21 protein-coding genes are annotated in these 25,530 nt (G+C 63.0%); 13 read left to right on the top strand and 8 right to left on the bottom strand.

Features of this window, described 5'->3' with window-relative positions; translation table 11 throughout:
* Positions 1–67: 67 nt before the first annotated feature.
* The 4 genes from INQ47_RS08045 to INQ47_RS08060 form a co-directional block, all read right to left on the bottom strand.
* The gene (locus INQ47_RS08045; RefSeq protein ID WP_021785715.1) at positions 68–535 is read right to left on the bottom strand and encodes a VUT family protein; all 468 of its coding nucleotides are present in this window, start codon (positions 533–535) and stop codon (positions 68–70) included.
* 195 nt (positions 536–730) lie between these two features.
* Positions 731–934: a DUF1289 domain-containing protein gene (locus INQ47_RS08050; protein WP_404701465.1), complete on the bottom strand. Its 204-nt coding sequence runs from the start codon at positions 932–934 to the stop codon at positions 731–733.
* Positions 924–1,448, bottom strand: a complete 525-nt coding sequence (locus tag INQ47_RS08055) for a gamma carbonic anhydrase family protein (RefSeq protein WP_404701466.1) — start codon at positions 1,446–1,448, stop codon at positions 924–926. Before INQ47_RS08055 ends, INQ47_RS08050 begins: the two co-directional genes overlap by 11 nt.
* A 44-nt stretch (positions 1,449–1,492) precedes the next feature.
* Positions 1,493–2,092 carry a CoA pyrophosphatase gene (locus tag INQ47_RS08060; protein WP_021785718.1) on the bottom strand — a complete coding sequence of 200 codons (600 nt, stop codon included), beginning with the start codon at positions 2,090–2,092 and terminating at the stop codon, positions 1,493–1,495.
* A 123-nt stretch (positions 2,093–2,215) separates the two neighbouring features.
* Here INQ47_RS08060 and INQ47_RS08065 point away from each other — a divergent pair, with 123 nt between their 5' ends.
* The 4 genes from INQ47_RS08065 to INQ47_RS08080 all read left to right on the top strand — a co-directional run bounded on the left by INQ47_RS08065 (position 2,216) and on the right by INQ47_RS08080 (position 9,741).
* On the top strand, positions 2,216–2,767 hold the full coding sequence (locus INQ47_RS08065) for an NUDIX hydrolase (protein ID WP_021785719.1): 552 nt from the start codon (positions 2,216–2,218) through the stop codon (positions 2,765–2,767).
* A 22-nt stretch (positions 2,768–2,789) separates the two neighbouring features.
* Positions 2,790–3,344 (top strand): murein L,D-transpeptidase family protein, encoded by a 555-nt coding sequence (locus INQ47_RS08070; RefSeq protein WP_252459457.1) that lies wholly within the window; start codon positions 2,790–2,792, stop codon positions 3,342–3,344.
* 160 nt (positions 3,345–3,504) lie between these two features.
* Positions 3,505–5,187 carry a ShlB/FhaC/HecB family hemolysin secretion/activation protein gene (locus INQ47_RS08075; RefSeq protein WP_404701467.1) on the top strand — a complete coding sequence of 561 codons (1,683 nt, stop codon included), beginning with the start codon at positions 3,505–3,507 and terminating at the stop codon, positions 5,185–5,187.
* A gap of 27 nt (positions 5,188–5,214) precedes the next feature.
* Complete coding sequence (locus INQ47_RS08080; protein WP_404701468.1) at positions 5,215–9,741, top strand: hemagglutinin repeat-containing protein; 4,527 nt, start codon at positions 5,215–5,217, stop codon at positions 9,739–9,741.
* A gap of 160 nt (positions 9,742–9,901) precedes the next feature.
* Here the strand turns inward: INQ47_RS08080 and INQ47_RS08085 are convergent, their stop codons facing one another.
* Both INQ47_RS08085 and INQ47_RS08090 read right to left on the bottom strand, forming a co-directional pair.
* Positions 9,902–10,537 (bottom strand): Pr6Pr family membrane protein, encoded by a 636-nt coding sequence (locus INQ47_RS08085; protein WP_021785723.1) that lies wholly within the window; start codon positions 10,535–10,537, stop codon positions 9,902–9,904.
* A 1-nt stretch (position 10,538) separates the two neighbouring features.
* Complete coding sequence (locus INQ47_RS08090) at positions 10,539–10,760, bottom strand: VF530 family DNA-binding protein (RefSeq protein ID WP_021785724.1); 222 nt, start codon at positions 10,758–10,760, stop codon at positions 10,539–10,541.
* Positions 10,761–10,923: 163 nt separating this feature from the next.
* Between INQ47_RS08090 and INQ47_RS08095 the strand changes: the two genes are divergently transcribed.
* From INQ47_RS08095 to cmoB, 7 genes are all read left to right on the top strand, one after another.
* Positions 10,924–12,966, top strand: coding sequence for a TonB-dependent receptor (locus INQ47_RS08095; RefSeq protein WP_404701469.1), 2,043 nt, complete (start codon positions 10,924–10,926; stop codon positions 12,964–12,966).
* A 295-nt stretch (positions 12,967–13,261) separates the two neighbouring features.
* Positions 13,262–14,596, top strand: a complete 1,335-nt coding sequence (locus tag INQ47_RS08100) for a carbohydrate porin (RefSeq protein WP_404701470.1) — start codon at positions 13,262–13,264, stop codon at positions 14,594–14,596.
* 30 nt (positions 14,597–14,626) lie between these two features.
* Entirely contained in the window at positions 14,627–17,038 is a 2,412-nt protein-coding gene (locus tag INQ47_RS08105; RefSeq protein WP_404701471.1) for a glucose/quinate/shikimate family membrane-bound PQQ-dependent dehydrogenase, read from the top strand.
* Between the two features lie 203 nt (positions 17,039–17,241).
* On the top strand, positions 17,242–19,659 hold the full coding sequence (gene lon, locus INQ47_RS08110) for an endopeptidase La (protein WP_404701472.1): 2,418 nt from the start codon (positions 17,242–17,244) through the stop codon (positions 19,657–19,659).
* A 151-nt stretch (positions 19,660–19,810) separates the two neighbouring features.
* On the top strand, positions 19,811–20,203 hold the full coding sequence (locus tag INQ47_RS08115; protein WP_404701473.1) for a protease inhibitor I42 family protein: 393 nt from the start codon (positions 19,811–19,813) through the stop codon (positions 20,201–20,203).
* Positions 20,204–20,292: 89 nt separating this feature from the next.
* Positions 20,293–21,036: a carboxy-S-adenosyl-L-methionine synthase CmoA gene (cmoA, locus tag INQ47_RS08120; protein ID WP_021785730.1), complete on the top strand. Its 744-nt coding sequence runs from the start codon at positions 20,293–20,295 to the stop codon at positions 21,034–21,036.
* Positions 21,033–21,989 (top strand): tRNA 5-methoxyuridine(34)/uridine 5-oxyacetic acid(34) synthase CmoB, encoded by a 957-nt coding sequence (gene cmoB / locus INQ47_RS08125; protein ID WP_021785731.1) that lies wholly within the window; start codon positions 21,033–21,035, stop codon positions 21,987–21,989. The genes cmoA and cmoB overlap by 4 nt, the downstream gene beginning before the upstream one ends.
* Before the next feature lie 69 nt (positions 21,990–22,058).
* Here the strand turns inward: cmoB and INQ47_RS08130 are convergent, their stop codons facing one another.
* Complete coding sequence (locus tag INQ47_RS08130) at positions 22,059–22,262, bottom strand: hypothetical protein (RefSeq protein WP_021785732.1); 204 nt, start codon at positions 22,260–22,262, stop codon at positions 22,059–22,061.
* 310 nt (positions 22,263–22,572) lie between these two features.
* Between INQ47_RS08130 and INQ47_RS08135 the strand changes: the two genes are divergently transcribed.
* Both INQ47_RS08135 and INQ47_RS08140 read left to right on the top strand, forming a co-directional pair.
* Entirely contained in the window at positions 22,573–23,247 is a 675-nt protein-coding gene (locus INQ47_RS08135) for a heavy metal response regulator transcription factor (protein WP_404701474.1), read from the top strand.
* Positions 23,244–24,626, top strand: coding sequence for a heavy metal sensor histidine kinase (locus INQ47_RS08140; protein ID WP_176682687.1), 1,383 nt, complete (start codon positions 23,244–23,246; stop codon positions 24,624–24,626). Before INQ47_RS08135 ends, INQ47_RS08140 begins: the two co-directional genes overlap by 4 nt.
* Positions 24,627–24,752: 126 nt before the next feature.
* Here the strand turns inward: INQ47_RS08140 and pdxJ are convergent, their stop codons facing one another.
* Positions 24,753–25,475, bottom strand: coding sequence for a pyridoxine 5'-phosphate synthase (gene pdxJ / locus INQ47_RS08145; RefSeq protein WP_265413591.1), 723 nt, complete (start codon positions 25,473–25,475; stop codon positions 24,753–24,755).
* Positions 25,476–25,530 lie beyond the last annotated feature (55 nt).

Genomic DNA, 25,530 nt, shown 5'->3' on the forward strand with positions numbered 1-25,530 from the left:
TCGAAGGCATCCGGGGCCGCACCAGGCTAGGCGCCACCCGCTGAAAAAGGACCACTATTCTACACCATCAACCGGCGACGGCGGCCCGCCGGGCACGAAATGCCATGGCCAGCCACACCGCCGTTACACCGGCGAACTTCGAGGCCATCGCGGTGCCGATCACTGCCGGGGTCAGAGCGCCGATCATGCCGAAGAAAATGAAGGTATCCACCGGGATGCTCAGCGCCGAGCTGAGCCACAGGCGGTCGCGCAACGGCCGACGGGTGATGCTGAACACCAGCCAGTCAATCAGTTCGGAAATGAAAAATGCGCTGGCGCTGGCCAGCGCGATCGCCGGCTCCGAAGTGACGTAGGACAGCACCAGTGCCACCAGCATGGCGAACAGGGCGCCATGACCGAAACGGGTCTGTACCATGTCGCGCAGGATAAACACCAGGCCGCCCCAGGCGGACCAGATGATGTCCAGGTGCGGGGCACTTGAGAAGGCGTAGTTGATCAGCACTACGCTGCTGATGTAGGCAATCAGATAGAACATGGCGGGCAGTCTGTGGGCAAGCCGCACAGATTACCGCTGGGCCGTTCGCGGGTAAACCCGCTCCCACAGATGTTGTGAGGCCCCAAAGGCTGACGCTGTACCTGTGGGAGCGGGCATGCCCGCGAAGCTGCCACTGCGGTGCATGGCACCGGCTTCGCCGGTGTTCGCCGGCACGCCCGCCGCCACAGGTTCGCGTCAGGCCTGCAAGATGAGGCCGGCTTCTACTGCCCGTTCATGACAACGCTTGAGCACCGCCCGGCGCTCAGCATTGTCCATCTGCCCCCAGCGGCCAATCTCCGCCACGGTACGCTGGCAGCCGGTGCAGATATCCTGCTCGTCCAGCGCACAAATGCTCACACACGGCGAAGCCACCGGCCGCTCGACCACTTCACTCATCATCAACCACCAGATCCCGCGCATAGCGCTGGGCATTGTGCACGTAATGTGCGGCACTGGCTTCAAGCATGCGCTTCTGCTGCTCGGTCAGTTCGCGTACCACCTTGCCCGGCGAGCCCATCACCAGCGAACCATCCGGGATTTCCTTGCCCTCGGCAATCAGTGCGTTGGCGCCGATGATGCAGTGTTTGCCGATGCGCGCACCATTGAGGATTACGGCGTTGATACCGACCAGGCTGAAGTCGCCCACCGTGCAGCCATGCAACATGGCGTTGTGGCCAACGGTCACGCCCTTGCCCAACGTCAGTGGCGAGCCCATGTCAGTGTGCATCACCGTGCCATCCTGCACGTTGCTGCCTTCGCCGATATCGATCAGCTCGTTATCCCCGCGCAACACCGCGCCAAACCACACACTGGCATTGGCTTGCAGGCGCACGCTGCCAATGAGCGTGGCGTTGGGTGCGGCCCAACTGGTGGGGTGGCTCTCGACCCGCAGGTCGCCCAGGCGATATTTCATGCTTGCTCCTCAGGCTGCGACGCAGACGGCGGGGTAGGCCCCGCTCAATTTTCGATGTAACGCTCCGGCGGCTGATGCAGGCTGATACCGGCATCGAACAGGAGGTTGACCAGCTCGACGATCATGATCGCCGACAACCCCCAGATCTTGTATTCGCCATAACGATAGCTTGGCACGAACCAGCTACGGCCCTGGTAATCGATACGGTGGGTATGGTCGCGCGGGTCTTGGCGGAAGAACTCCAGCGGCACGGTGAACACTGCCGCAATCTCGGCATCATTGGCGCGATATTCGACGAAGTCGGGAATAAGCCCGACGAATGGCGTCACTTTCAGGCCATGTAGCGAAATTAGCGGGCTGAGCGGGCCAATCACCTCCACCAGGCCAGGAGGCAGGCCAATTTCTTCTTCAGCCTCGCGCAGGGCAGTAAATACCAGGTCCGGGTCTTCCGGGTCGCGGCGGCCACCGGGAAAGGCGACTTCACCACCGTGGGTAGACAGGCCCTTGGCGCGCAGGGTCAAGACCAGCTCGGGCGCTTCGCTGCGGGTAATGGGCAAGAGGACCGCCGCTTCGGGGAACCGTCTGTCGGTTTCCAGTGACGCGGGTTGGTGGTTGCTCATTCGGCGAAGTAGCTCGTCCAGCATTGCGCACGCTCGTATCCAGGTCCTGTGTTGCATGATGCACCAAAGCCGTGAAGCACCCAAGCCCCAGCGCTTGCGGCGGCACGGTGGCCGCGCCAAGATAGCCTTGAACATAAGGAACCACACATGAAATTCTGCAGCGCGTGCGGCCAACCGGTCACTCAGCAGATCCCCGAGGGCGACAGCCGCCTGCGGTACGTCTGCGGCTCTTGCCAGACCATCCACTACCAGAACCCCAACATCGTGGCCGGTGTGCTGCCGACCTGGGGCAGCCAGGTGTTGCTGTGCCGCCGCGCCATCGAACCGCGCCGGGGCTTCTGGACACTGCCCGCCGGTTTCATGGAGAACGGCGAAACCCTCGACCAGGCCGCGCGTCGCGAAACCGTCGAGGAAGCCTGCGCCCGGGTCGGGCCGACATCCCTGTACCAGCTGTTCGATCTACCGCACATCAGCCAGGTGCATGTGTTCTTCCGCGCAGAGTTGGCAGACCTGGACTTTGCCGTCGGGGTCGAAAGCCTGGAGGTGCGCCTGTTCGAAGAACATGAGATACCGTGGGACGAGCTGGCTTTCCGCACCGTCACTCGCACACTAGAATGCTACTATCGCGACCGCATCGGCCAGCACTACCCCATAGGCCATGAATACCTGCCGCCGATGAACGTCTCGCCACACACCTAAAAGCCTTCAGGGATACTGTTACATGCGCTGGTTGCTTGCCTTCTTCTGCCTTTGCGTTACCTCGGTGTCCCAGGCGGCCTTCACCGAAACCATCATCCGCAAGCCCGTGCCGGCAGTGCAATCCCCATCGCCTTCGCAGCAAGCCATGCAACCGTTGATCGACAAGGTGCTGGTGATCAAGTCCGAGCGCCGGCTGCAGCTGATCAGCCGTGGCGAGCCGCTGAAAACCTACCGCATCTCGCTGGGCAAGCAACCCAAGGGTGCCAAGGAACGCGAAGGCGACAAAAAAACCCCTGAGGGCTTGTACTGGCTGGACTGGCGCAAGCAGAGCGACCGCTTCAACCTGGCCATGCACATCAACTATCCGAACATCAGCGATGCCGCCCGCGCGACCCGGGCAGGGGTGAATGCCGGCAGCATGATCATGATTCACGGCACGCCGATCAACGATGAGTACCCGGAATGGTACTTCCATACCCTGGACTGGACGGATGGTTGCATTGCCATGCGCAATCGCGACATGCAGGAAGTGTGGAATTTGGTACGGGATGGAACGCTGATCGAGATCCGTCCTTGATATAGAGCCTTTCGGTAAAGGTTGTAGGAACCTTCCCACCATTTAGCGCGAACTTGCCTGACAGGTGCTTAGGCAGGGTACTGCATCCAGGCGAGTAACTTAATTTTTAGCATCCACGCAGACGAGTACGAAAACCGTACATCATTTGCGGGGTGCTTCAATGCCATGCCTGATTCACCGCATCGCCCATTGGCTGTTTGCCAGTTGCCTGTCAGGCTTGCTGTCCATTCCCCTGGTGCTGGCCGACGACCCTGCCAGCCAGCAGCTGCGCGATCAACAACAGGGGCTGCGGCAGCTGGAGCAACAGCAGCGGCTGGAACGCTGGCAGCGTATACCCGCCCCGACTGAACCGACCAACACCACTTCCCGCCGCCCGCACGGCGATCGCTGCTGGGCAGTCGACGGCGTGCGCGTGGCGGGCATGCACCGGCTTTCGAACTCGGCACTGGCGCCGACCCTTCGTGCTTTCACGCCTGCCTGCATGGGCATCGCCGACATCAACCGGCTCCTCAAAGCCATCACTCAACGTTATGTTCAAGCCGGCTACCCAACCAGCCGCCCCTACCTGCGGCAGCCCCCAGCAGAGGGCATGCCGTTGGACATCGTCATTGTCGAAGGCTTTGTCGAAACCATCGAACTGGCAGGCTCCGACCTGCCCCTGTCTCTCTCCAATGCCTTCCCAGGCCTGCTTGGGCAGCCACTGTACCTGCCCGACCTTGAGCAAGGCCTGGACCAGCTCAACCGCCTACGCGCCTATGAACTGGGCGCCACCTTGCTGCCCGGCGAACTGCAGGGCGGCACCCGCGTGGTCGTGCAGCCAGGCAAGGTTGGTTCACGCTGGCACCTGGACAGCCGCTTCGACAACCGTGGCAGCGAGCTGACCGGCCGCCACCGCATCAACCTCGGCATTGGCCTGGACAGCCCGCTTGGCCTCAATGATGAGCTGCGCCTGTCGTTGACCCGCACGGTGCTCGATACGCCCGGCCAAAGCCAAGGCATATCGCTGTACTACAGCATCCCCTATGGCGCCTGGACCTTTGCCCTCAGCGCCAGCCAGCTAAGTTATCAAGCCCCCCTCCCCTACAGCGACAAGGCTGCCGACGGCAGCAGCAGCTATCAGGGCCTGAGTATCGAGCGGGTATTGTGGCGCAACCAGCAAGGCATGCTCAGCGCCAGCGCCCGGATGGACCGCAAGCAACTGGTCAACCGCAGCGCAGGCGCGGTTATCGTCCAGCAGAGCCCGACGCTGACCACGGTAGAGGCCGGCATCAACCTGCTGTGGCTCGAGAGTGGCTTGTGGAACGGCTACTTCGGCGTTGCCCAAGGCATTGACGCATTGGGTGCCGACCGTTCGCCACTAGGTGCTCAACGCCTGCGCCCGGACTTTCGCAAGTACCGCGCCAACCTGCTGCACCTGCGTCAAGGTCCGGCACCCAGCCCTTGGCGCTGGCAGAGCGAGCTGGCCATGCAGTACAGCAGCGACCCGTTACCTGCCGTCGAACAACTGCTGGTCAGCGACGATTCGGCTGTCCGTGGCTTTCGTCTGCACACTTACTCCGGTGCCAGCAGCGCCGTCTGGCGCAATACGTTCAGCCAAGCGCTGCCACTGACCTGGGCCCACCCCTTCGAGATACGCCCCTACATCGGCCTGGACCAGGGCTGGGTTCGTACCGCCGAAGGCAAACCGTCACAGCGCCTGGCCGGGGCCGCCGCAGGGTTGGAACTGAGCCTGCCCGGCAGCCGCTTGCGCCTGGACTACCAACGCGCCTTGTACACCAGCGACCTGCCCCGCCCGCGGCTGGAGCCCGGCTTCTGGGTGCTGGACTGGACCCTGAACATCTGATTCACCCACAACAAAGAGAACGAGAAAATGCAAACACTCTCGCAGTTACCGCCTGTTCGCCCGGATACCTTGCGCTGGGCAATCTTCTTCGCTGTGTTCGGGCCCGGCGCCGCACTGGCTCAGACCGGGCTGGAAGCAGCCAGCGGCCCCGGGGGTACCCCGGTCATCCACAACGGCCACGGGGTGCCGGTCATCGACATCGTGCCGCCCAACGCCAGGGGGCTGTCACATAACCAGTTCATCGACTACAACGTTGGCACCCCAGGCCTGGTGCTGAACAACGCCACCGCAGCCGGGCAATCGCAACTGGCCGGTGCCCTGGCGGCCAACCCGCAGTTTCAGGGCCAGGCCGCCTCGACCATTCTTAACGAAGTGGTCAGCCGCAACGCCTCGCTGATCGAGGGGCCACAGGAAATCTTCGGGCGCCCGGCCGACTACATACTGGCCAACCCCAATGGCATCACCCTCAATGGCGGCAGTTTCATCAATACCACCCGCGCGGGCTTCGTGGTGGGCACACCGCAATTCGAGGAGCAGCAGCTCAGGTACCTCGATACGCTCACTGCCAGTGGCACCCTGCAGGTACTGGAGCGTGGTCAGGACAATGCCGGTGGCGCGCTCGAACTGATCGCACCGCGCGTAGACAGCAAAGGCCTGCTCATGGCCAGCGAAACGCTCGACATCACCGTCGGTCGCAACCGTATCGACAGCCGAAACGGCGAGGTGGTCGAACACCTGCCCAGCCCCTCTTCGAGCATTGATGCCAGCCTGTTCGGCGCCATGCGTGCCGGGCGTATCCGTGTGGTAAGTACTGCCGAAGGGGCGGGTGTGCGTGTGGGGGCCTCGCAGATTCTGGGCGCCGAGGGGGTCGACATCAGCTCGGCCGGGGACCTGCATGTCAGTGGCAGAGCCGACCGACCGACCGAGCTGCGCAGCGAGCGCGGCGTACTGAAACTCACCGCTGCCGATGACCTGGTGCTTGAAACGGTCGACGGCCAGGCCCCGCGAATCGAAGCAAGGGCCGGCAAGAAGCTCACACTGGACGCCAAGACAATCGAGCACATCAAGCACGACAGTGACAGCTGGAACAAGAAGTTCTGGTTCGTCACCCGCGAAACCTACAACAGCAAAACCACCACCACCCACCAACAGCAACAGGGCAGTCAATTGCTGGGTACTGACAGCGTGCTGTTGCAGTCCGGCGACGATATGCGCATGACCGCAGCGAAGCTGGACGCCGGTAACGAGCTGACGGTCGACAGCGGTGCCGGCCTGGACATCATCGCCGGCATCGACAGCAAGCGCATCGAACAGCAGGTGCGTCATCGCAAGGACTTATGGCGCGGTGACAGCGATAGCAACCAGCTCAAGGAAACCGCAAAGGGCAGTACCCTGAGCGCCGGGCACATGTCGATAAAGGCAAGCGACAACCTCAACGTGCAGGGCAGCAGCCTGCACAGCCGCGGCGATCTGGCTATCCAGGCAAAACAGGCAGACATCGGCACCACCACCTTGCAGGAACACGGTACCCAACGCGACTACCGAGGCGACCTGGTATCCGGTACATTCTTTGGCGATCGAAAAGGTAACGACACCGAGGGCCAGGTCGTCGCGGGCAGCACGGTAACCAGCGATGGCGAGCTCACCGTGAGAGCCGACCAGGTTGCCATCAAAGGCAGCACCGTGTTCGGCAAACAGGACGCGGTGCTCTACAGCGATAACGGTTCGCTGGCCATCGAGGCAGACCATGGCAGCACGACCTCCACCCAGCGCACCAGCGATAGTAAGCTGTTCGGCCTGATCGGCAGCAAGCACGAAAGCACGGACCGCAAACAGCAGGTACTGGTCAGCGACGTCAGCTCGACCAGCAACCTGCGCCTGGCCAGCGCCGAAGAGATGCGCATCCAGGGCGCCAAGGTCGAAGCAGGCAAGCATCTGCAAGTCGAAGCCAAAGGCGACCTGCTGATTGGCAGTGCGCAATCGGTCGATGAACGCGAAACCCGCGAACAACAACGCGGTTTCACGGCCAGCGCCAGACAGACCCAGGATGCCGAGGATGGCAAGCCCGAGTCCCGCCAGTACGCGGCTGGCGTGGCCTATGAGGTCGTTACCACCACCGGTAAGCAGCGCGCGACCACCCAGGTTGCCAGTGAGCTCAAGGGCGCCTCGGTGGGCATGAGCAGCGGCGCGCACCTGCAGGTCAACGGCAGCAAGGCCCAGGCCACTGCCGGCGACCTCGATGTGCAGGCGCGGGAAGTGACACTAGTGGCGACCCGCAATGACCGTGACACAGCCACCAGCACCACCGAAAGTGGTGGCGGGCTGACGGTAACCGGTGGCATCGACCGCCTGGGCAGTTTGTTCGAAGGCCATCACAACCGCGGGGTGCAAGCCGAACGCGAAAGCAAGGTGCAGCGCAGCGAGTTGCAGGCCAGCGGCGATCTGAAATTGCGCAGTGATGCACTGCTCACCGAGGCCGCGCACGTCGAGGCCGGCAACACCCTGCAGGTGACCGCCGAACGCATCGACAACCGTGCAGCTCAGGATACCCATGAACTTGAACAAACCCGTGACGACTGGTCGGGTAGCCTGGGCGCCAGCATCGAATACCGCGACCTGACCCGCCCTATCGAACGCCTGGTGCTGGGTGAGGAAGCCCCGCGCTTCCAGCAAGCTTCGCCCGAAGACGCCATGGCGCCGCCCAGCGTGGGGGCCGACATGACGGTCGAACACCTCAAGCGCTTGGAAAACCAGCGCCGTGGAATCGCTCAGGTAAGCGAGTTCTCCGCAGCAAAGGTCGAGGTCAAGGCTGACACACTGGCCGACCAGGGCACAGCCTGGCGGGCCAATGCCGGCTCGCTGAAGATCGAGGCGCAGCAGCACCAGGTGAGCGCCGCCGGAAATACCCAGGAAACCACCGTTCAACGCCTGGCCTATGGTGGCGACGCGCGCCTGGACACCAGCACCGGCGAGGACTTGAATGTACGCGCCGCCGGCAAAGGGGGTTCGCTGGATAAAAAGGATATTGCCAGTACCGCCGTACCCGGCAGCCTTTACGGTCAACAGGGAATCCAGGTACAGCTGGGCAGCGATGGCCGCTACGAAGGGGCCCGCATCGATGGCGGTGAAGGCAGCGTGGTCATGCACAGTGCCGGGTCGCTGGCCTTACCCCAGGCGACCGACCAGGCCGAACAACAGTCACGCCAGCTCGATGGCAATGCCTGGGCCAAAGTCGGCAACCGCCCGGGCAGCACCGGTGTCGATGGCCGGGGGTATCTGGACCATGGCCAAAAGCTGAGCACGCAGGGCAAGGCACAAGTGGCACAAATCGACGCCAAGGGCGAAGTTCAACTGACCAGCGCCGGCGACCTGTTGCTCGAAGGCACCCGCATTGGTAGCCGCGAGGCCAAGGCCGGCAACATACAAGTGCAAAGTGGCGGCCAGTTGCAGGTCAAGGCGGCCAGCAATACCCAGCAAGCCGCAGGCAGCAACCTGGGTGGCGGCATGGAGCTGGCGGCCAAGGCTGGCCAGACCAAGGGGGGAGCCATCGGCGGCCACTTCAGCCACGGCAAGCAAGACGAACATGCACGGCAGGCGGTCGATGCCCAGTTTGCCAGCAACGGCACACTGACCCTGAACAGCAGCGCCCGCGAGGACATCGCCCTGCACCTGCAAGGCCTGCAGGCCTCAGCCGAACAGATAACCCTCGACGCCTCGAATGGCGGCATGCTGGTTGAAGCCTCTTCCAGCCAGGAGCGACGCGACAACCTCGACATCTCGGCCGGCGCCGGTTTCAACATGGCCAAGGGCGCGTTGGACACCCGCGGCTTGCATGGCCGGCTCAAAGTTGAACTCGACAAGCGCGACAACCTCACCTGGAATACCAGTGACCTGCGCGCCGAGCGCATCGACCTGCAAAGCCGTGGCGATACCCGCATCGAGAGTGCCACCCTGGATGCAGGGCATATTGGCGGCACAATCGACGGTGACCTGCGCATCGCCAGCCTCAAGGACAGCGTCGACACCCTGAGCGTGAAGGGCGATGTCAGGCTGAGCCAGGAGAAAAACCCGCAGGGCTATGTCAACGCGGCCAAATCGGTGGCTGGCCCGCTGGGAGGCAAGGTCGAGAAAACGGCCGGTTCGGCCCTGAGCAAGGCAGACCCAGGGTTCTCGCCAACCGTCAGCCTCGACGTGTCGCATGCACAGCGCGACAACGTGGCGCGTCAGACCACGCTTAAAAGCAGCGACGGCATAGACCTGCAGGTCGGTGGCAACGCTCATCTGGTGGGGGCACGCTTGCAGTCGGCCAAGGGCGACGTAAGGCTCGACGCCAACTCGGTCACCCAGGAAACGCTGAGCGGTAATGACTATCGCCGTGACCTGTCGCTGGATGCGTCCAACTCACCGGTGGATCTGGGCACGGCAATCGCCGAGATAGCCAAAAGCAAAATGGCGGCGGATGGCGAAAATGCGCTGGACCTGGGCGTGTTGAGGACCAGTGGGCATAGTCGCAGCGAGCAATGGGTTTCGAGCATGCAAGGGAAGAAGCACTAAGACGCCATCGCGGCCCAGGCAATTTGGGGATTGCAGAAATCTTGTGCCCCGCTGCTGACACCCCGGCCGCCTGTCTCCCGCTTCCACAGCGAATACCACAGCCCCTGGGCTTGTGATTTCTCTGCGGGAGCGGGCTTGCCCGCGAAGAGGCCGGTACAGGTCAAGCCAGTCTGTGCAGCCCCCGCCACCGATCCAGCCCAAGCAACACCAGCCCTATCCCCCAGAAACCCGCCAGCACCCCGAGGGCATTGAGCATCACCTGCCCATACCCCAGGCTCGCCACATCGATGAACGGGTAGGCATACACGCCAATCTCGCTCCCCCGCCACAGCGCATAACCAAAGTAGACCGCCGGGTACACCGCCCACACCAGCAAATGCCATAGCCGCAAACTGCCCTTGGGCACCTCGCACCACCAGTACAAGGCATACAGCACCGGCATCACGTCGTGCAGCAACTCGTCCGCCAGCCATTGCCAACCCTGTGGTTGCCACAAATGACGCAGCAGCACGCTGTAGGCCAGCGCCACCAGTACGATACTGGCGGCCACAGCAGTGCTGACTGAAGGCGACAGGAAAAAGCGTTTGCCACGACCTTCCCGACCGAACGCGGCATAGCTGAGCACCGTCGCCACCAGGGTATTGGTCAGCACGGTGAAGTAGCCGAACACATTGATCAGGCCGCCAATCAGGCTGGCCTGTTCCTGCCAACGCGCCAGCAGCACCAGGTTCACCTGCACGGCCAGGCCGAACCAGCCCAGCACAGCCATACCGGTCAGCCAAGGGCGACGCGACATGTCAGGCCTGGCGCTGCAGCTTCACGTACAACTGCTCGACCTTTTCCCGCGCCCACGGTGTTTTGCGCAGGAACGTCAGGCTCGACTTGATGGTCGGGTTGCTCTTGAAGCAGCGCACATCGATACGCTCGGCCAGGCCAGGCCATTGGTAATGCGCCACCAGCTCGGTGAGGATCTGTTCAAGGGTCTTGCCGTGCAGCGCGTTGTGTTGGGCCGTGCTCATGCTGTGCTCCGTAGGAAAGATGCGCACCTTACACGAGTGTAGTGGTGGGCGGGATCCGTCGAGTCGACAGAAAAATCGCTGGTCAGCGGCAAAACCTCTGTGATGGAATAGTTATGTTATGTTGTAACACTAAAAAGCATCTGCCAAGGAACGCCCCATCCCCATGCTGCACACACCGCTTCGCCTCTCCCCCCTTGCCGTCGCACTCTGGCTGGCTGCATCCCCCAGCCAGGCCGTAGAACTCGAACCACAGGTCATCACCGCCAACCCGTTGGGTAACCGCCAACTGGCCGCCCCCAGCACCGTGCTCGAAGGCGAAAACCTGCTGCAACAACAGCACGGCAGCCTGGGTGAAACCCTGAACAAGCAGCCCGGTGTCGCTTCTACCTGGTTTGGCCCTGGCGCGAGCCGACCGGTCATTCGCGGACTGGACGGCGACCGCATCCGCATTCTGCGCAACGGCGTCGGCGCCCTGGATGCCTCGTCGCTGTCCTATGACCACGCCGTGCCCCTGGACCCGGTGACGGTCGATCGCGTCGAAATCGTCCGTGGCCCAGCCGCCCTGCTTTACGGTGGCAACGCCATTGGCGGGGTGGTCAACACCTTCGACAACCGCATTCCGGATGCTCCGATCGAGGGCATCCACGGTGCCGGCGAACTGCGTTACGGCGGTGCCGACACCACTCGCAGCAGCGCTGGCAAGCTGGAGGCCGGTAACGGTGCCTTCGCCCTGCACCTGGACGCCAACAGCCGCCAGTTCAACGATCTGCGCATCCCAGGCTACGCCCGCAGCGCCAAGGTGCGCGATGCCGACGAGCCCGGCAGCAAACACCGCCTGGAAAACAGCGACGGTCGCCAGGACGGCGGCGCAATCGGTGGTGCCTACCACTGGGACCACGGCTACGCCGGCCTGTCGTACAGCGGCTACGACAGCAACTATGGCTCGGTGGCCGAGTCCGGCGTGCGCCTGGACATGAAACAGGATCACTACGCCTTCGCCTCCGAACTGCGCGATCTGGACGGCCCATTCAGCTCGGTCAAGGTAGATGCCGGCTACACCGACTACGAGCACAAAGAAATCGAAGAAGGCGAGGTCCATACCACCTTCAAGAACAAAGGCTACGAAGCACGTATCGAAGCCCGCCACCAACCGCTCGGACCAGTGGAAGGGGTCATTGGAGCCCAGGTCAGCCGTAACGAGTTTTCGGCCCTCGGCGAGGAAGCCTTCGTCCCGCATACCGATACCGACAGCGTGGCACTGTTCATGCTCGAGCAGTGGCAAGCCAACGAGCGCCTGAACCTCAACCTGGGCGCGCGCATGGAGCATACCCGCGTAGACCCGGACGCCAAAGGCAACGAGAACTTCGTTGACGCCGACAGCGCCAGCAGCTTCAACGCCTTTAGCCTGTCTTCAGGCGCGGTGTACCAGCTCGACCCGGTCTGGTCGCTGGCGGCCAACCTCGGCTACACCGAGCGCGCCCCGACCTTCTACGAGTTGTATGCCAACGGCGCCCACGTGGCCACCGGCGCCTTTGAAGTCGGTGATGCCAGCCTGAACAAGGAAAAGGCCATTTCCGCCGACCTGGCGCTGCGCTTCGACAACGGCACCCACAAGGGCAGTGTCGGGGTGTTCTACAGCCACTTTCGCAACTACATCGGCCTGATCGGCACCGGCAACCTGCGTGAGGGCGGGCATGATCACGACCATGACGAGGATGAGCACGATCACGACCATGAAGGCTTCCCGGAATACCAGTACCAAGGCGTGCGGGCGCGCTTCTACGGCATCGAGGCCCAGGACCGCTGGCAGCTGGCCGAAAACCGTTACGGCAGCTTCGCACTGGAGTTGTCCGGTGACTATACCCGGGCCAAGAACCTCGACAGTGGCGAGCCACTGCCCCGCATCGCCCCGCTGCGCCTGAACAGCGGCCTGGTCTGGGAGCTGGACCGCTGGCAGGCGCGAGTAGACGTACAGCACGCTGCGTCGCAGCACCGCAAACCCGCCAACGAAACCAGCACCGATGGCTACACCACCTTGGGCGCGAGCGTTGGCTACCGCTTTGACATTGGTCAAAGCCAGTGGTTGGCGTTTGTGCGCGGCGAAAACCTGACCGACCAGACCGTGCGCTACGCCAGTTCGATCCTGCGCGATATCGCACCGGCGCCGGGGCGCAGTGTGGAAGTCGGGTTGCGTACCACCTTCTGAACCACAAGCGACGAAGATCGGTGTAGGAACGGGTTCACCCGCGAATACGATGGTAGGGCAACCGGCGCATTCGCGGGTGAACCCGCTCCTACACCTGCCTCGATTAATGACGACTGTTGCCCGTTCAACAACAATCATCTGCGACAATTTGTCTTTTTTTCTTATAGCTTCCCCTATATCCTCCCCGCCGCAAGCTGAAACGCTTCATCGAACAATCTTGTCGCCATATCCATTGAGGGGCCCGCCCTTCGATGCGCTTGCCGTTTTTTCAATAATCAAAAGATAGCGCTATCTCATGCTCCAACTGCCTAAAACCTGTTACATCGGCCTCGCCCTCAGTGCCTTGGCAACCCCCGCCAGCGCCAGCGAAATGTTCGCCAGCGACTCTCCGTGGATGCTCGGCGACTGGGGTGGAACCCGCAGCGAACTGCTGGAAAAAGGCTACGACTTCACCCTTGGCTATACCGGCGAGATGGGCAGCAACCTGCACGGCGGCTACGACCACGACCGCACCGCGCGCTACAGCGACCAGTTCACCTTTGGCAGCCACCTGGACCTGGACAAGATCCTCGGCTGGCACGACACCGAACTCCAGCTGACCATCACCGAGCGCCACGGCGACAACATCAGCAACGACCGCATCAACGACCCGCGTGTCGGCGGCTTCACCTCCGCCCAGGAAGTCTGGGGCCGAGGCGAAACCTGGCGGCTGACGCAGATGTGGATCAAGCAGAAGTACTTCGATGGTGCGCTGGATGTGAAATTCGGCCGCTTCGGTGAAGGCGAAGACTTCAACAGCTTCCCTTGCGACTTCCAGAACCTGGCCTTCTGCGGCTCGCAGGTGGGCAACTGGGTGGGTGGCATCTGGTACAACTGGCCAGTCAGCCAGTGGGCCCTGCGCGTGCGCTACAACCTGTCCCCTGAGCTGTACGCACAGGTCGGCGTCTTCGAGCAGAACCCTTCCAACCTCGAATCTGGCAATGGTTTCAAGCTCAGCGGCAGCGGCACCCAAGGTGCGGTAATGCCGTTCGAACTGGTATGGACCCCACGTATCCAAGGTTTGAAAGGGGAATATCGTGCCGGCTACTACTACAGTAATGCCAAGGCACAAGATGTTCTCAAGGACAGCAACGGTCAGCCGGCCGCCATCAGCGGCGCCGCCTACCGCAGCAGCTCGAGCAAGCACGGCTTGTGGATCGGCGCCCAGCAGCAGGTCACCTCGCTGGCGTCCGACCAGTCGCGCGGCTTGAGCGTGTTCGCCAACGCCACGATGCATGACAAGAAGACCAATGCCATCGACAACTATGTGCAGGCAGGACTGGTATACAAAGGGCCCTTCGATGCCCGCGCCAAGGACGACATCGGTTTCGCCCTGGCCCGCGTGCACGTCAACCCTGCCTATCGCAAGAACGCCCGCCTGGCCAACCAGGCCGCCGGCCTCTACGACTACGACAACCCAGGTTTCCTGCCAGTGCAGGACACCGAGTACAGCGCCGAGCTGTACTACGGCATCCATTTGGCCGACTGGCTCACGGTACGCCCCAACCTGCAATACATCCGCCACCCGGGCGGGGTGTCGCAGGTCGATGGCGCCCTGATCGGCGGCCTGAAGATCCAGAGCAGTTTCTAACCCCTTTTTTGACCTGACGGAGAACCTACGATGAGCACTGATGGTGCGAACCAAGGAAGCCGCTGGCTACCGCGCCTGGTTGGCGCGCTGCTGTTGCTGATGGGCCTGGCCCTGCTGGCCGGCGGTATCAAGCTGAGCCAGCTAGGCGGATCGCTGTACTACCTGATCGCCGGTATCGGCTTTGCCCTTTCGGGCATCCTGCTGCTGGCCCAACGCCGGATCGCCCTGGGCCTGTATGGCCTGGTGCTGCTCGGCAGCACCGTTTGGGCCCTGCTCGAAGTAGGCCTGGACTGGTGGCAACTAGTGCCGCGGCTGGCCATCTGGTTCGCCATCGGCGTAGTGCTGCTGCTACCGTGGGCGCGTCGCCCGCTGATCGGCCCGGCCAGCAAAGCCAATACTGCACTGCTCGGCGTGGCAGTGGTCGCTTCGGGCGCTTGCGCGCTGGGCAGCCAGTTTACCCACCCCGGTGAAGTGTTCGGCGAACTGGGCCGCGACAGCAGCGAAATGGCCAGCGCCGCCCCGGCCATGCCCGACGGCGAATGGCAGGCCTACGGCCGTACCGAGCATGGCGACCGCTACTCGCCGCTGCGCCAGATCACCCCGCAGAACGCCTACCGCCTGGAAGAAGCCTGGCGCATTCGCACCGGTGATCTGCCAACCGAAAACGACCCGGTGGAGTTGACCAACCAGAACACCCCGCTGAAGGTCAACGGCATGCTGTACGCCTGCACCGCGCACAGCCGCCTGCTGGCGCTGGACCCGGACACTGGCGCGGAAATCTGGCGCTACGACCCGCAGGTCAAGAGCCCGACCGGCACCTTCAAGGGCTTTGCCCACATGACGTGCCGTGGCGTCTCGTACTATGACGAAAACCGCTACGTCAGCCGCGACGGCAGCCCGGCGCCGAAAATTACCGACGCAGGCCAGGCCGTGGCCCAAGCCTGCCCACGTCGCCTCTACCTGCCTACCGCAGATGCCCGCCTGATCGCCATCAACGCCGACAACGGCAAGGTCTGCGAAGGCTTCGCCAACCAGGGCGTGATCGACCTCACCACCGGCATTGGCCCGTTCACTGCCGGCGGCTATTACTCCACCTCGCCTGCTGCGATTACCCGTGACCTGGTGATCATCGGTGGCCACGTCACCGACAACGAGTCGACCAATGAGCCGTCCGGGGTGATCCGCGCCTACGATGTGCACGACGGCCACCTGGTGTGGAACTGGGACAGCAACAACCCGGACGACACCAAGCCATTGGCTGCCGGCAAAATGTACAGCCGCAACTCGGCCAACATGTGGTCGATCGCCAGCGTCGACGAAGACCTTGGCATGATCTACCTGCCGCTGGGCAACCAGACCCCGGACCAGTGGGGCGCCGACCGCACTCCAGGCGCCGAGAAGTACAGCGCCGGCGTGGTCGCCCTTGACCTGGCCACCGGCAAGGCACGCTGGAACTACCAGTTCACCCATCACGACCTGTGGGACATGGACGTCGGCAGCCAGCCGACCCTGGTACACCTGAAAACCGACGATGGTGTGAAACCGGCGATCATCGTACCGACCAAGCAAGGCAGCCTGTACGTGCTCGACCGCCGCGACGGCACGCCAATCGTGCCGATCCGCGAGATCCCCACCCCACAAGGTGCAGTGGAAGGCGATCACACCTCGCCAACCCAGGCCCGCTCCGACCTCAACCTGCTCGGCCCAGAGCTGACCGAACAGGCCATGTGGGGCGCCACGCCTTTCGACCAGATGCTGTGCCGCATCCAGTTCCGCGAGCTGCGCTACGAAGGCCAGTACACCCCGCCATCCGAGCAAGGCTCGTTGGTCTACCCCGGCAACGTCGGTGTATTCAACTGGGGCAGCGTGTCGGTAGACCCGGTGCGCCAGCTGCTGTTCACCTCGCCCAACTACATGGCCTTCGTGTCGAAGATGGTCCCGCGTGAGCAGGTTGCCGAAGGCAGCAAGCGCGAAAGCGAGACCAGCGGCGTGCAGCCGAACACCGGCGCACCGTATGCAGTGATCATGCACCCGTTCATGTCGCCGCTCGGCGTACCGTGCCAGGCACCCGCCTGGGGCTACGTCGCCGCCATCGACCTGTTCACCAACAAGGTGGTGTGGAAACACAAGAACGGCACCACCCGCGACAGCACCCCGCTACCGATCGGCCTGCCGGTTGGCGTGCCGAGCATGGGTGGCTCGATCGTCACCGCCGGTGGCGTCGGCTTCCTCAGCGGCACGCTCGACCAGTACCTGCGCGCCTATGACGTGAACAACGGCAAGGAGTTGTGGAAAGCGCGCCTGCCAGCGGGTGGCCAGGCCACGCCGATGAGCTACACCGGCAAGGACGGCAAGCAGTACGTGCTGGTGACTGCCGGCGGCCATGGCTCGCTGGGCACCAAGATGGGCGATTACATCATCGCTTACAAATTAGCTGAGTAAGCTACACCGCTCCCGCAGGCTCAACCCTGTGGGAGCGGCCTTGTGTCGCGATTGGGTCGCGCAGCTGCCCCAACGATCTAGAATGCTGGATGGATTCTGGGGCTGCTGTGCAGCCCAATCGCGACACAAGGCTGCGCCCGAACCATTGAAACCCATCCCTCCCCGCCCCATCTAAGCACCATAGTCATTCACGCAGGTGCCCCATGAGCGACCAGCAGGATTTCCCCGAACACCCTGACGAACACAGCGAAGTCGAACACACCCTCCAGGCCGAAGCCGGCCACGCCCTCGCCCTGCCCGGTCAGCAGCTGCCGGACAAGGTCTACGTCATCCCGATCCACAACCGCCCGTTCTTCCCGGCCCAGGTACTGCCGGTCATCGTCAATGAAGAGCCCTGGGCCGAAACGCTCGACCTGGTGGCCAAGTCACCGGACCACTGCCTGGCGCTGTTCTTCATGGACACCCCGCCAGAAGACCACCGCCACTTCGACACCTCGGCATTGCCGCAGTACGGCACGCTGGTCAAGGTGCACCATGCCAGCCGCGAAAACGGCAAATTGCAGTTCGTCGCCCAGGGCCTGTCCCGGGTGCGTATCCGCAACTGGCTCAAGCACCACCGCCCGCCCTACCTGGTCGAAGTCGAATACCCGCGCCAGCCCGCCGAGCCGACCGACGAGGTCAAAGCCTACGGCATGGCACTGATCAACGCGATCAAAGAGCTGCTGCCGCTCAACCCGCTGTATAGCGAAGAGCTGAAGAACTACCTCAACCGCTTCAGCCCCAACGACCCTTCGCCGCTCACCGACTTCGCCGCCGCGCTCACCTCGGCCACCGGCAACCAGCTGCAGGAAGTGCTCGACTGCGTCCCCATGCTCAAACGCATGGAAAAAGTACTGCCAATGCTGCGCAAAGAGGTGGAAGTCGCACGCTTGCAGAACGAGATTTCGGCCGAGGTCAACCGGCAGATCGGCGAGCACCAGCGCGAGTTCTTCCTCAAGGAACAACTCAAGGTCATCCAGCAGGAGCTGGGGCTGACCAAGGACGACCGCAGCGCCGACCTCGAACAGTTCGAACAGCGCCTGGAAGGCAAGACCCTGCCACCGCAGGCACGCAAGCGCATCGATGAAGAGATGGGCAAACTGGCCATTCTGGAAACCGGCTCGCCCGAATACGCCGTCACCCGCAACTATCTGGAATGGGCCACCGCCCTGCCCTGGGGCGTGTACGGCAAAGACAAGCTCGACCTCAAGCATGCGCGCAAAGTCCTCGACCAGTATCACTCCGGCCTCGACGACATCAAGGAGCGCATCCTCGAGTTCCTCGCCGTGGGCGCCTGGAAAGGCGAAATCAGCGGCTCGATCGTGCTGTTGGTGGGCCCGCCCGGGGTGGGCAAGACCAGCATCGGCAAGTCCATCGCCGAATCGCTCGGCCGGCCGTTCTACCGCTTCAGCGTCGGCGGCATGCGTGACGAAGCCGAGATCAAGGGCCACCGCCGCACCTACATCGGCGCCCAGCCCGGCAAGCTGGTGCAGGCCTTGAAAGACGTCGAAGTGATGAACCCGGTGATCATGCTCGACGAAATTGACAAGATGGGCCAGAGCTACCAGGGTGACCCGGCATCAGCGTTGCTGGAAACCCTCGACCCCGAGCAGAACGTCGACTTCCTCGACCACTACCTCGACCTGCGCCTGGACCTGTCCAAGGTGCTGTTCGTGTGCACTGCCAACACCCTTGATTCAATACCCGGGCCGTTGCTCGACCGCATGGAAGTGATCCGCCTGTCCGGCTATATCACCGAAGAAAAACTGACCATCGCCAAGCGCCACCTGTGGCCCAAGCAGCTGGAAAAGGCCGGCGTTTCCAGGACCAGCCTCAGCATCAGCGACAGCGCACTGCGCATGGTGATCGACGGCTATGCCCGCGAAGCCGGCGTGCGCCAGTTGGAGAAGCAACTGGGCAAACTGGTGCGCAAGGCTGTGGTCAAGCTGCTGGAGAACCCCGAAGCCAAGCTGAAGATCGGTACCAAAGACCTGGAAACAGCACTCGGCATGCCGGTGTTCCGCAGCGAACAGGTTCTGGCTGGCAAAGGCGTGATCACCGGCCTGGCCTGGACCAGCATGGGCGGTGCCACACTGCCGATCGAGGCGACCCGCATCCACACCCACAACCGCGGCTTCAAGCTGACCGGCAAGCTGGGTGACGTGATGAAGGAGTCTGCCGAAATTGCCTACAGCTACATCAGCTCCAACCTCAAGCAATTTGGCGGGGATACAGGTTTCTTCAACGAAGCATTCATCCACTTGCACGTACCCGAAGGCGCCACGCCCAAGGACGGCCCGAGTGCCGGCATCACAATGGCCAGCGCTTTGCTTTCACTGGCCCGCGACCAGCCTGCCAAAAAAGGTGTCGCCATGACTGGCGAGCTCACCCTCACCGGCCAGGTACTGCCGATTGGCGGCGTGCGCGAGAAGGTGATTGCGGCGCGGCGACAGAAGATTTTCGAACTGATCCTGCCTGAGCCTAACCGCGGCGACTTCGAAGAACTGCCGGAGTACCTGCGCGAAGGCCTGACAGTTCACTTCGCCAAACGCTTTGCCGACGTGGCCAAAGTGCTGTTCTAGCCTGCACCGGCCTCTTCGCGGGCAAGCCCGCTCCTACAGGGATAGCGAACCCTTGCAGGGGCGGGCTTGCCCGCGAAAGGGCCGGCACAGGCAACACAAATTTCCTCGATCATCGGTTATCCTCAGGCCATCGCCAGCCTTCGGAGCCACCATGACCTCTCCTCGTCTGCTCGTTCCCCTGAGCTTTGCCCTGCTTTCTGCTTGCGCGCAACAACCGTCACAGCCCGTTGACCTGGACGCCGAAAGCGAATGCCCCAAGCGCCTGCAGATCGGCCAGATCCTCACGCTTACCCTGCCCAGCAACCCCACCACCGGCTACCGCTGGCTGGTACAGAACCCGGCGCCCAACGTGTTGCAAAGCCTTGGTCCCGAGGTTTACAGCGCGCCTGAAGACACCGGTATCGTCGGCAGCTCGGGCATGTCGACCTGGCGCTTCCAGGCCCGCGCGACTGGCGAAGGGAACCTGGTATTGGTCTACCAGCAACCCTGGGCCCCGGAAGTGCGCCCGGTGCAGACCTTCGATTGCGCCATTCGGGTCAATTGAACGCAAAGCGCTGGTCAGCCAACCATGCATCCAGGCTGCGGTTTGGCTAGAATGCGCCCCCTGCCTATCACCAGCCGCCTGGATTCGCCGTGAGCAAACAACCCGACCGCCTTTTCTCCCAACCCCTGGAGCAGGTGCCCGACTTCGTCTTCAACGAAGACGTCGTGCGTGTGTTCCCGGACATGATCAAGCGCTCGGTGCCCGGTTACCCAACCATCGTCGAGAACCTCGGCGTACTGGCCGCTCGGTTCGCCCAGCCAGGCACCGCGCTGTACGACCTGGGCGCATCGCTGGGTGCCGTTACCCAGTCGCTGCGTCGTCATGTACGCAGCGACGGCTGCAGGGTAATCGCGGTGGATAACTCCGCCGCCATGGTCGAGCGCTGCCGCCAGTACCTCACTGCACAAGATTCGATGTTCCAGGAGTTGCTGCCAGTGCACGTGCTGGAGGCCGATATCCTTGCCCTGCCCTTCGAGCCCGCCTCGGTAGTGGCGATGAACTTCACCCTGCAGTTCATCGCCCCTGACCAGCGCCTTGAACTGCTCGGGCGAATCCGCCAGGCGCTGCTGCCCGGCGGCGCGCTGATTCTCTCGGAGAAGCTGCGCTTCGCCGATGAGCAAGAGCAGGACCTGCTCAATGAGCTGCACCTGGATTTCAAACGGGCCAATGGCTACAGCGAACTGGAGATCGCCCAGAAGCGCAGCGCCATCGAGAACGTGATGAAGCCCGATACACTCGAAGCCCACCAGGAACGCCTGCGCGCAGCCGGCTTCTCGAAAGTGGTGCCTTGGTTCCAATGCCTTAACTTCGCCTCGTTGATAGCCCTGCCATGATCGATCTGTCTCCCCTCGTCCGCCGCCTGGCGGGCACGCCTCTGGCTTCCTGGTCGCAAGGCCTGCAAGCGCAACTGGACGCCAAGCTGGAAAAGGGCCACGGTGACCTCGACCGCTGGCGCGGGGCGCTGGAAGCCCTGCCCGCCCTGCAACCCAGTGAAATCGACCTGGTCAACGGGTTGCGTCTGGATTGCGACTGCGACGACGCCACCCGCGCGCAGATGCGCCAGGCATTGATGGGCCTGTCGCCCTGGCGCAAAGGGCCGTTCGACCTGTTTGGCGTGCACGTTGACACCGAATGGCGTTCGGACTGGAAGTGGTCGCGGGTCGGCCCGCACCTGGACCTCAAGGGCAAACGCGTACTCGACGTGGGCTGTGGCAATGGCTACTACCAGTGGCGCATGCTCGGCGCTGGCGCGGACATGGTGATCGGGGTCGACCCCAACTGGCTGTTCTTCTGCCAGTTCCAGGCCGTGCAGCAATACCTGCCGGAGTTGCCGGCCTGGCACCTGCCGTTCGCCCTGGAAGACCTGCCCGCCAACCTGGAAGGTTTCGATACCGTGTTCTCCATGGGCGTGTTCTATCACCGCCGCTCGCCCATCGAGCACTTGCTGGCGCTCAAGGACTGCCTGGTCAAAGGTGGCGAGCTGGTGCTGGAAACGCTGGTTATCGAGGGCGACGAAAACCAGGTGCTGGTGCCTGAGGACCGCTACGCACAGATGCGCAATGTCTGGTACCTGCCGTCGGTACCGGCGCTGGCCCGCTGGCTGCGCCGTGCCGGCTTCAGCGATGTGCGCTGCGTCGACGTTAGCGTGACCAGCGTCGAGGAACAGCGCAGCACCGAGTGGATGCGCTACCAGTCGCTGAGCGACTTCCTCGACCCGAACGACCACAGCAAGACCATCGAAGGCCTGCCAGCCCCACGCCGCGCCACCCTGCTGGCGCGCAAATAAAAAAGGCGCCCGCATGGGCGCCTGAATACACCTGCGGCGAGGAGCCGTCGCGGCGCAGGTGTTGTTACCTCAATCCTTGGCCACCTCACGAGCCCTCTCTTGCGCTTTGCGCTCGCGCTCTGCAACAGCCTGTTGCTTGTCGCCGTGCAGTCGCTGCTGGTCTTCGCGGAAGGCTTGCCAGAACTGCCTGGAGCGCTCCGCACCGCCCTCGGCATAAACACTGGCGCTGCCCAGGGCAAGGGTGGCCAACAGCAGGTATTTGGTCAGGTTCATCGTGTTTGCCTCGTAATAACCGATCGGACACGGCCATCCTAGCGAGGGCTGGCTAACGGCAAGGTGAGGCGGGGATTACAGTCCTGCAATGTGGCCTTGTGTGGACTGTTCGGGCCTCTTCGCGGGTAAACCCGCTCCTACAGGAACGGGTTTATCCGCGAAGAGGCCCGAACAGACCGCCAGATAACAGCAGAATTACAAATCCGTTATCTGCATCGCAGGCCTTTTTTCATGCCGTAACATGGGGGCCCTTGACCCTGATGTCACTACAGGGTCAAGAATCGCCCCCTTTCAACAAACCGAGCCCCCAATGCGCCTACTGATCATCGAGGACGAGCTGCGTACCGCCGACTACCTGCAACAAGGCCTGCGCGAAAACGGTTACGTGGTCGACTGCGCCCGCACAGGCACCGACGGCCTGCATCTGGCCCGCCAACAGACCTACGACCTGATCATCCTCGACGTCAACTTGCCCGAAATCGATGGCTGGACCGTGCTGCAGCGGCTACGTGCCGAATCGGCCACGCGCATCATGATGCTTACCGCCCACGGTCGCTTGGCCGATCGGGTAAGAGGCCTGGACCTGGGCGCGGATGACTACCTGCTCAAACCTTTTGAGTTTCCTGAGCTACTGGCGCGCATCCGCAGCCTGCTGCGCCGCAACGACCAGCAACTGCAACCCAGCACCCTGCGCGTCGCTGACCTGGAGCTGGACCCCGGCCGCCACCGCGCCTACCGCGCCGGGCAACGCATCGACCTGACCGCCAAGGAGTTCGCCCTGCTGCACCTGCTAATGCGCCAGACTGGCGAAGTGTTGTCGCGCACGCAGATCATCTCACTGGTGTGGGACATGAACTTCGACTGCGACACCAACGTGGTCGAGGTCTCGATCCGGCGCCTGCGGGCGAAGATCGACGACCCGTTCGACAACAAGCTGATCCATACCCTGCGTGGTGTGGGCTACGTACTTGAGGCTCGCCTTTGAAAAACGCCAGCCTGTCGTTACGCCTGGGCCTGAGCGTGACATTGATGGGCGCCGCATTGGTGCTGCTGCTGGCCTGCCTGGCCGTGTTTGCCCTGGATCACGAACTGGACAGCCGCGCGCGCAAGGATTTGGCGCGCAAGATGCTTCAGGTCGAGCACAACCTGCGTGTCGACCTGCGCAGCGAGGACCTGGGCAGCCGCGCCCATCCACTGCTGGACCTGGTGATGGGGCATGACAACCTGAGCCTCAGTGTACTGGCCCTCGACGGCCGCCACCCCCACCTGCTCAGCCTTGGCCCGGCCCTGGAATCGCGGGTCGGTGAACTGCACACCGATGCGCGCCTGGCCTTTCACGCCTGGCGTGACAGCGGCGGTAACCAGATCCTCACCGTTACCCGGCTGATGCGCCTGCGCGACAACACCCCCGTCAAGGTGATGATGTCGCTCAACCGCGCCGACGACAACGCCCTGCTGCAAGCCTACCTGCACTCCACGTTGCTCGCATTGCCACTGCTACTGGTTTTGATTGGTGCGGGGGCATGGTGGCTGATGCAGCGCGGCCTGAAACCGTTGCGGCACTTCCGGCGCATTGCCGGGCAGGTGTCGGCCCAGGACCTGCAGCATCGCCTGCCCGCTACCTGCTTGCCACAGGAACTGGCGGAACTGGCCGGCAGTATCAACGTGATGCTCGACCGCCTCGACCAAGGTGTCAGGCAGTTGTCGCAGTTCTCTGACGACCTGGCCCATGAACTGCGTACACCGTTGGGCAACCTGATGGGCAAGGCGCAGGTGACACTGGCCCGTGAGCGGGACAACGCCAACTATCGGGAAGTGCTGGAAGACAGTATCGAAGAGCTGACCCGGCTCAACCGCATCATCAACGACATGCTGTTTCTTGCCCAAGTCAGCCAGCCGCATACGCAGGTCGCATTGAAGCCCTTGGCGCTGGCCGACGAGGCAGCGCGGGTTGTCGAGCTGTTTGCCTACAGTGCCGAGCTGAAAGAGATTGAGCTAAGTGTTCAGGGCTGGGGAACAGCGCAGGGAGACCGGCTCATGTTTCAGCGGGCACTGTCGAACCTGTTGAGCAACGCCATACGGCACAGTCCAGAGGGTAAACCCATAGCTCTGCGCATCGAACGCTCGGGCAGCGAAGTACGGCTATCCGTGGAGAACCAGGGGCCCGGTGTTGCGGCAGAGCAACAGTCGCGCTTGTTCGAGCGGTTTTACCGGGTAGGTTCGGGGCGCTCGCGGCTGGAGGGCGGGACCGGGCTGGGGTTGGCAATCGTAAAGTCGATCATGCAGTTGCATGGCGGGCGGGTCGAGGTCAGCAGCTGCCCCCTGGGGCCTACCCGGTTTACCTTGGTGTTTCCTGCCGAGTGATCGGCCGCCTGTACCGGCCTCTTCGCGGGCTTGCCCGCTCCCGCAGGGGCTGCACAGCCTCAAGGCCTGTGGGCTACCTGTGGGAGCGGGCAAGCCCGCGAAAAGGCCGGTACAGGCGACCAACAATCAGCGCGAAGCCGCCACGATCAGCGCCTTCATTTCGGCAACAGCAGCCTTGAAGCCGACAAACAGGGCATGCGCCACCAGTGCATGGCCAATGTTCAGCTCATTGATACCTTTGATCGCCGCCACCGCCTCGACGTTGTGGTAGTGCAGCCCGTGACCCGCATTGACGATCAGCCCCTGCCCCACGCCAAACGCCACACCGTCGACGATGCGCTTGAGCTCTTCAGCCACTTCGGTGGGGGTTTCTGCATCGGCATAACGGCCGGTGTGAAGCTCGATGGCCGGTGCGCCAACCCGACGCGAGGCCTCGATCTGCCGCTCGTCGGCGTCGATGAACAGCGACACCTCGGCACCAGTACGCGCCAGCCGTTCCACTGCAGCCTTGATCCGCGCTTCCTGCCCTGCCACATCCAGGCCACCTTCGGTGGTCAGCTCCTGACGGGTTTCGGGAACCAGGCAGATGTGCGCCGGGCGAATCTTCTCGGCAAAGGCCATCATCTCTTCGGTGACGCCCATCTCGAAGTTCATGCGGGTTTGCAGCACATCCTTGAGCAGCATGACATCACGCTCCTGGATGTGCCGGCGGTCTTCACGCAGGTGCACGGTGATGCCATCGGCGCCTGCTTCCTCGGCGTCCAGGGCTGCCTTGACCGGGTCAGGGTAGCGCGTGCCACGGGCCTGGCGCAGGGTCGCCACGTGGTCGATGTTTACGCCAAGAAGCATGCGGTTGCTGTGAGTCACGAAAGGCTCTCCTGAAGATTGAGCCCAACAGCATACG

The organism is Pseudomonas sp. 3HC3 (genome assembly GCF_044904505.1).
In the GTDB taxonomy this organism is placed as follows: Bacteria; Pseudomonadota; Gammaproteobacteria; order Pseudomonadales; family Pseudomonadaceae; genus Aquipseudomonas; species Aquipseudomonas putida_Y.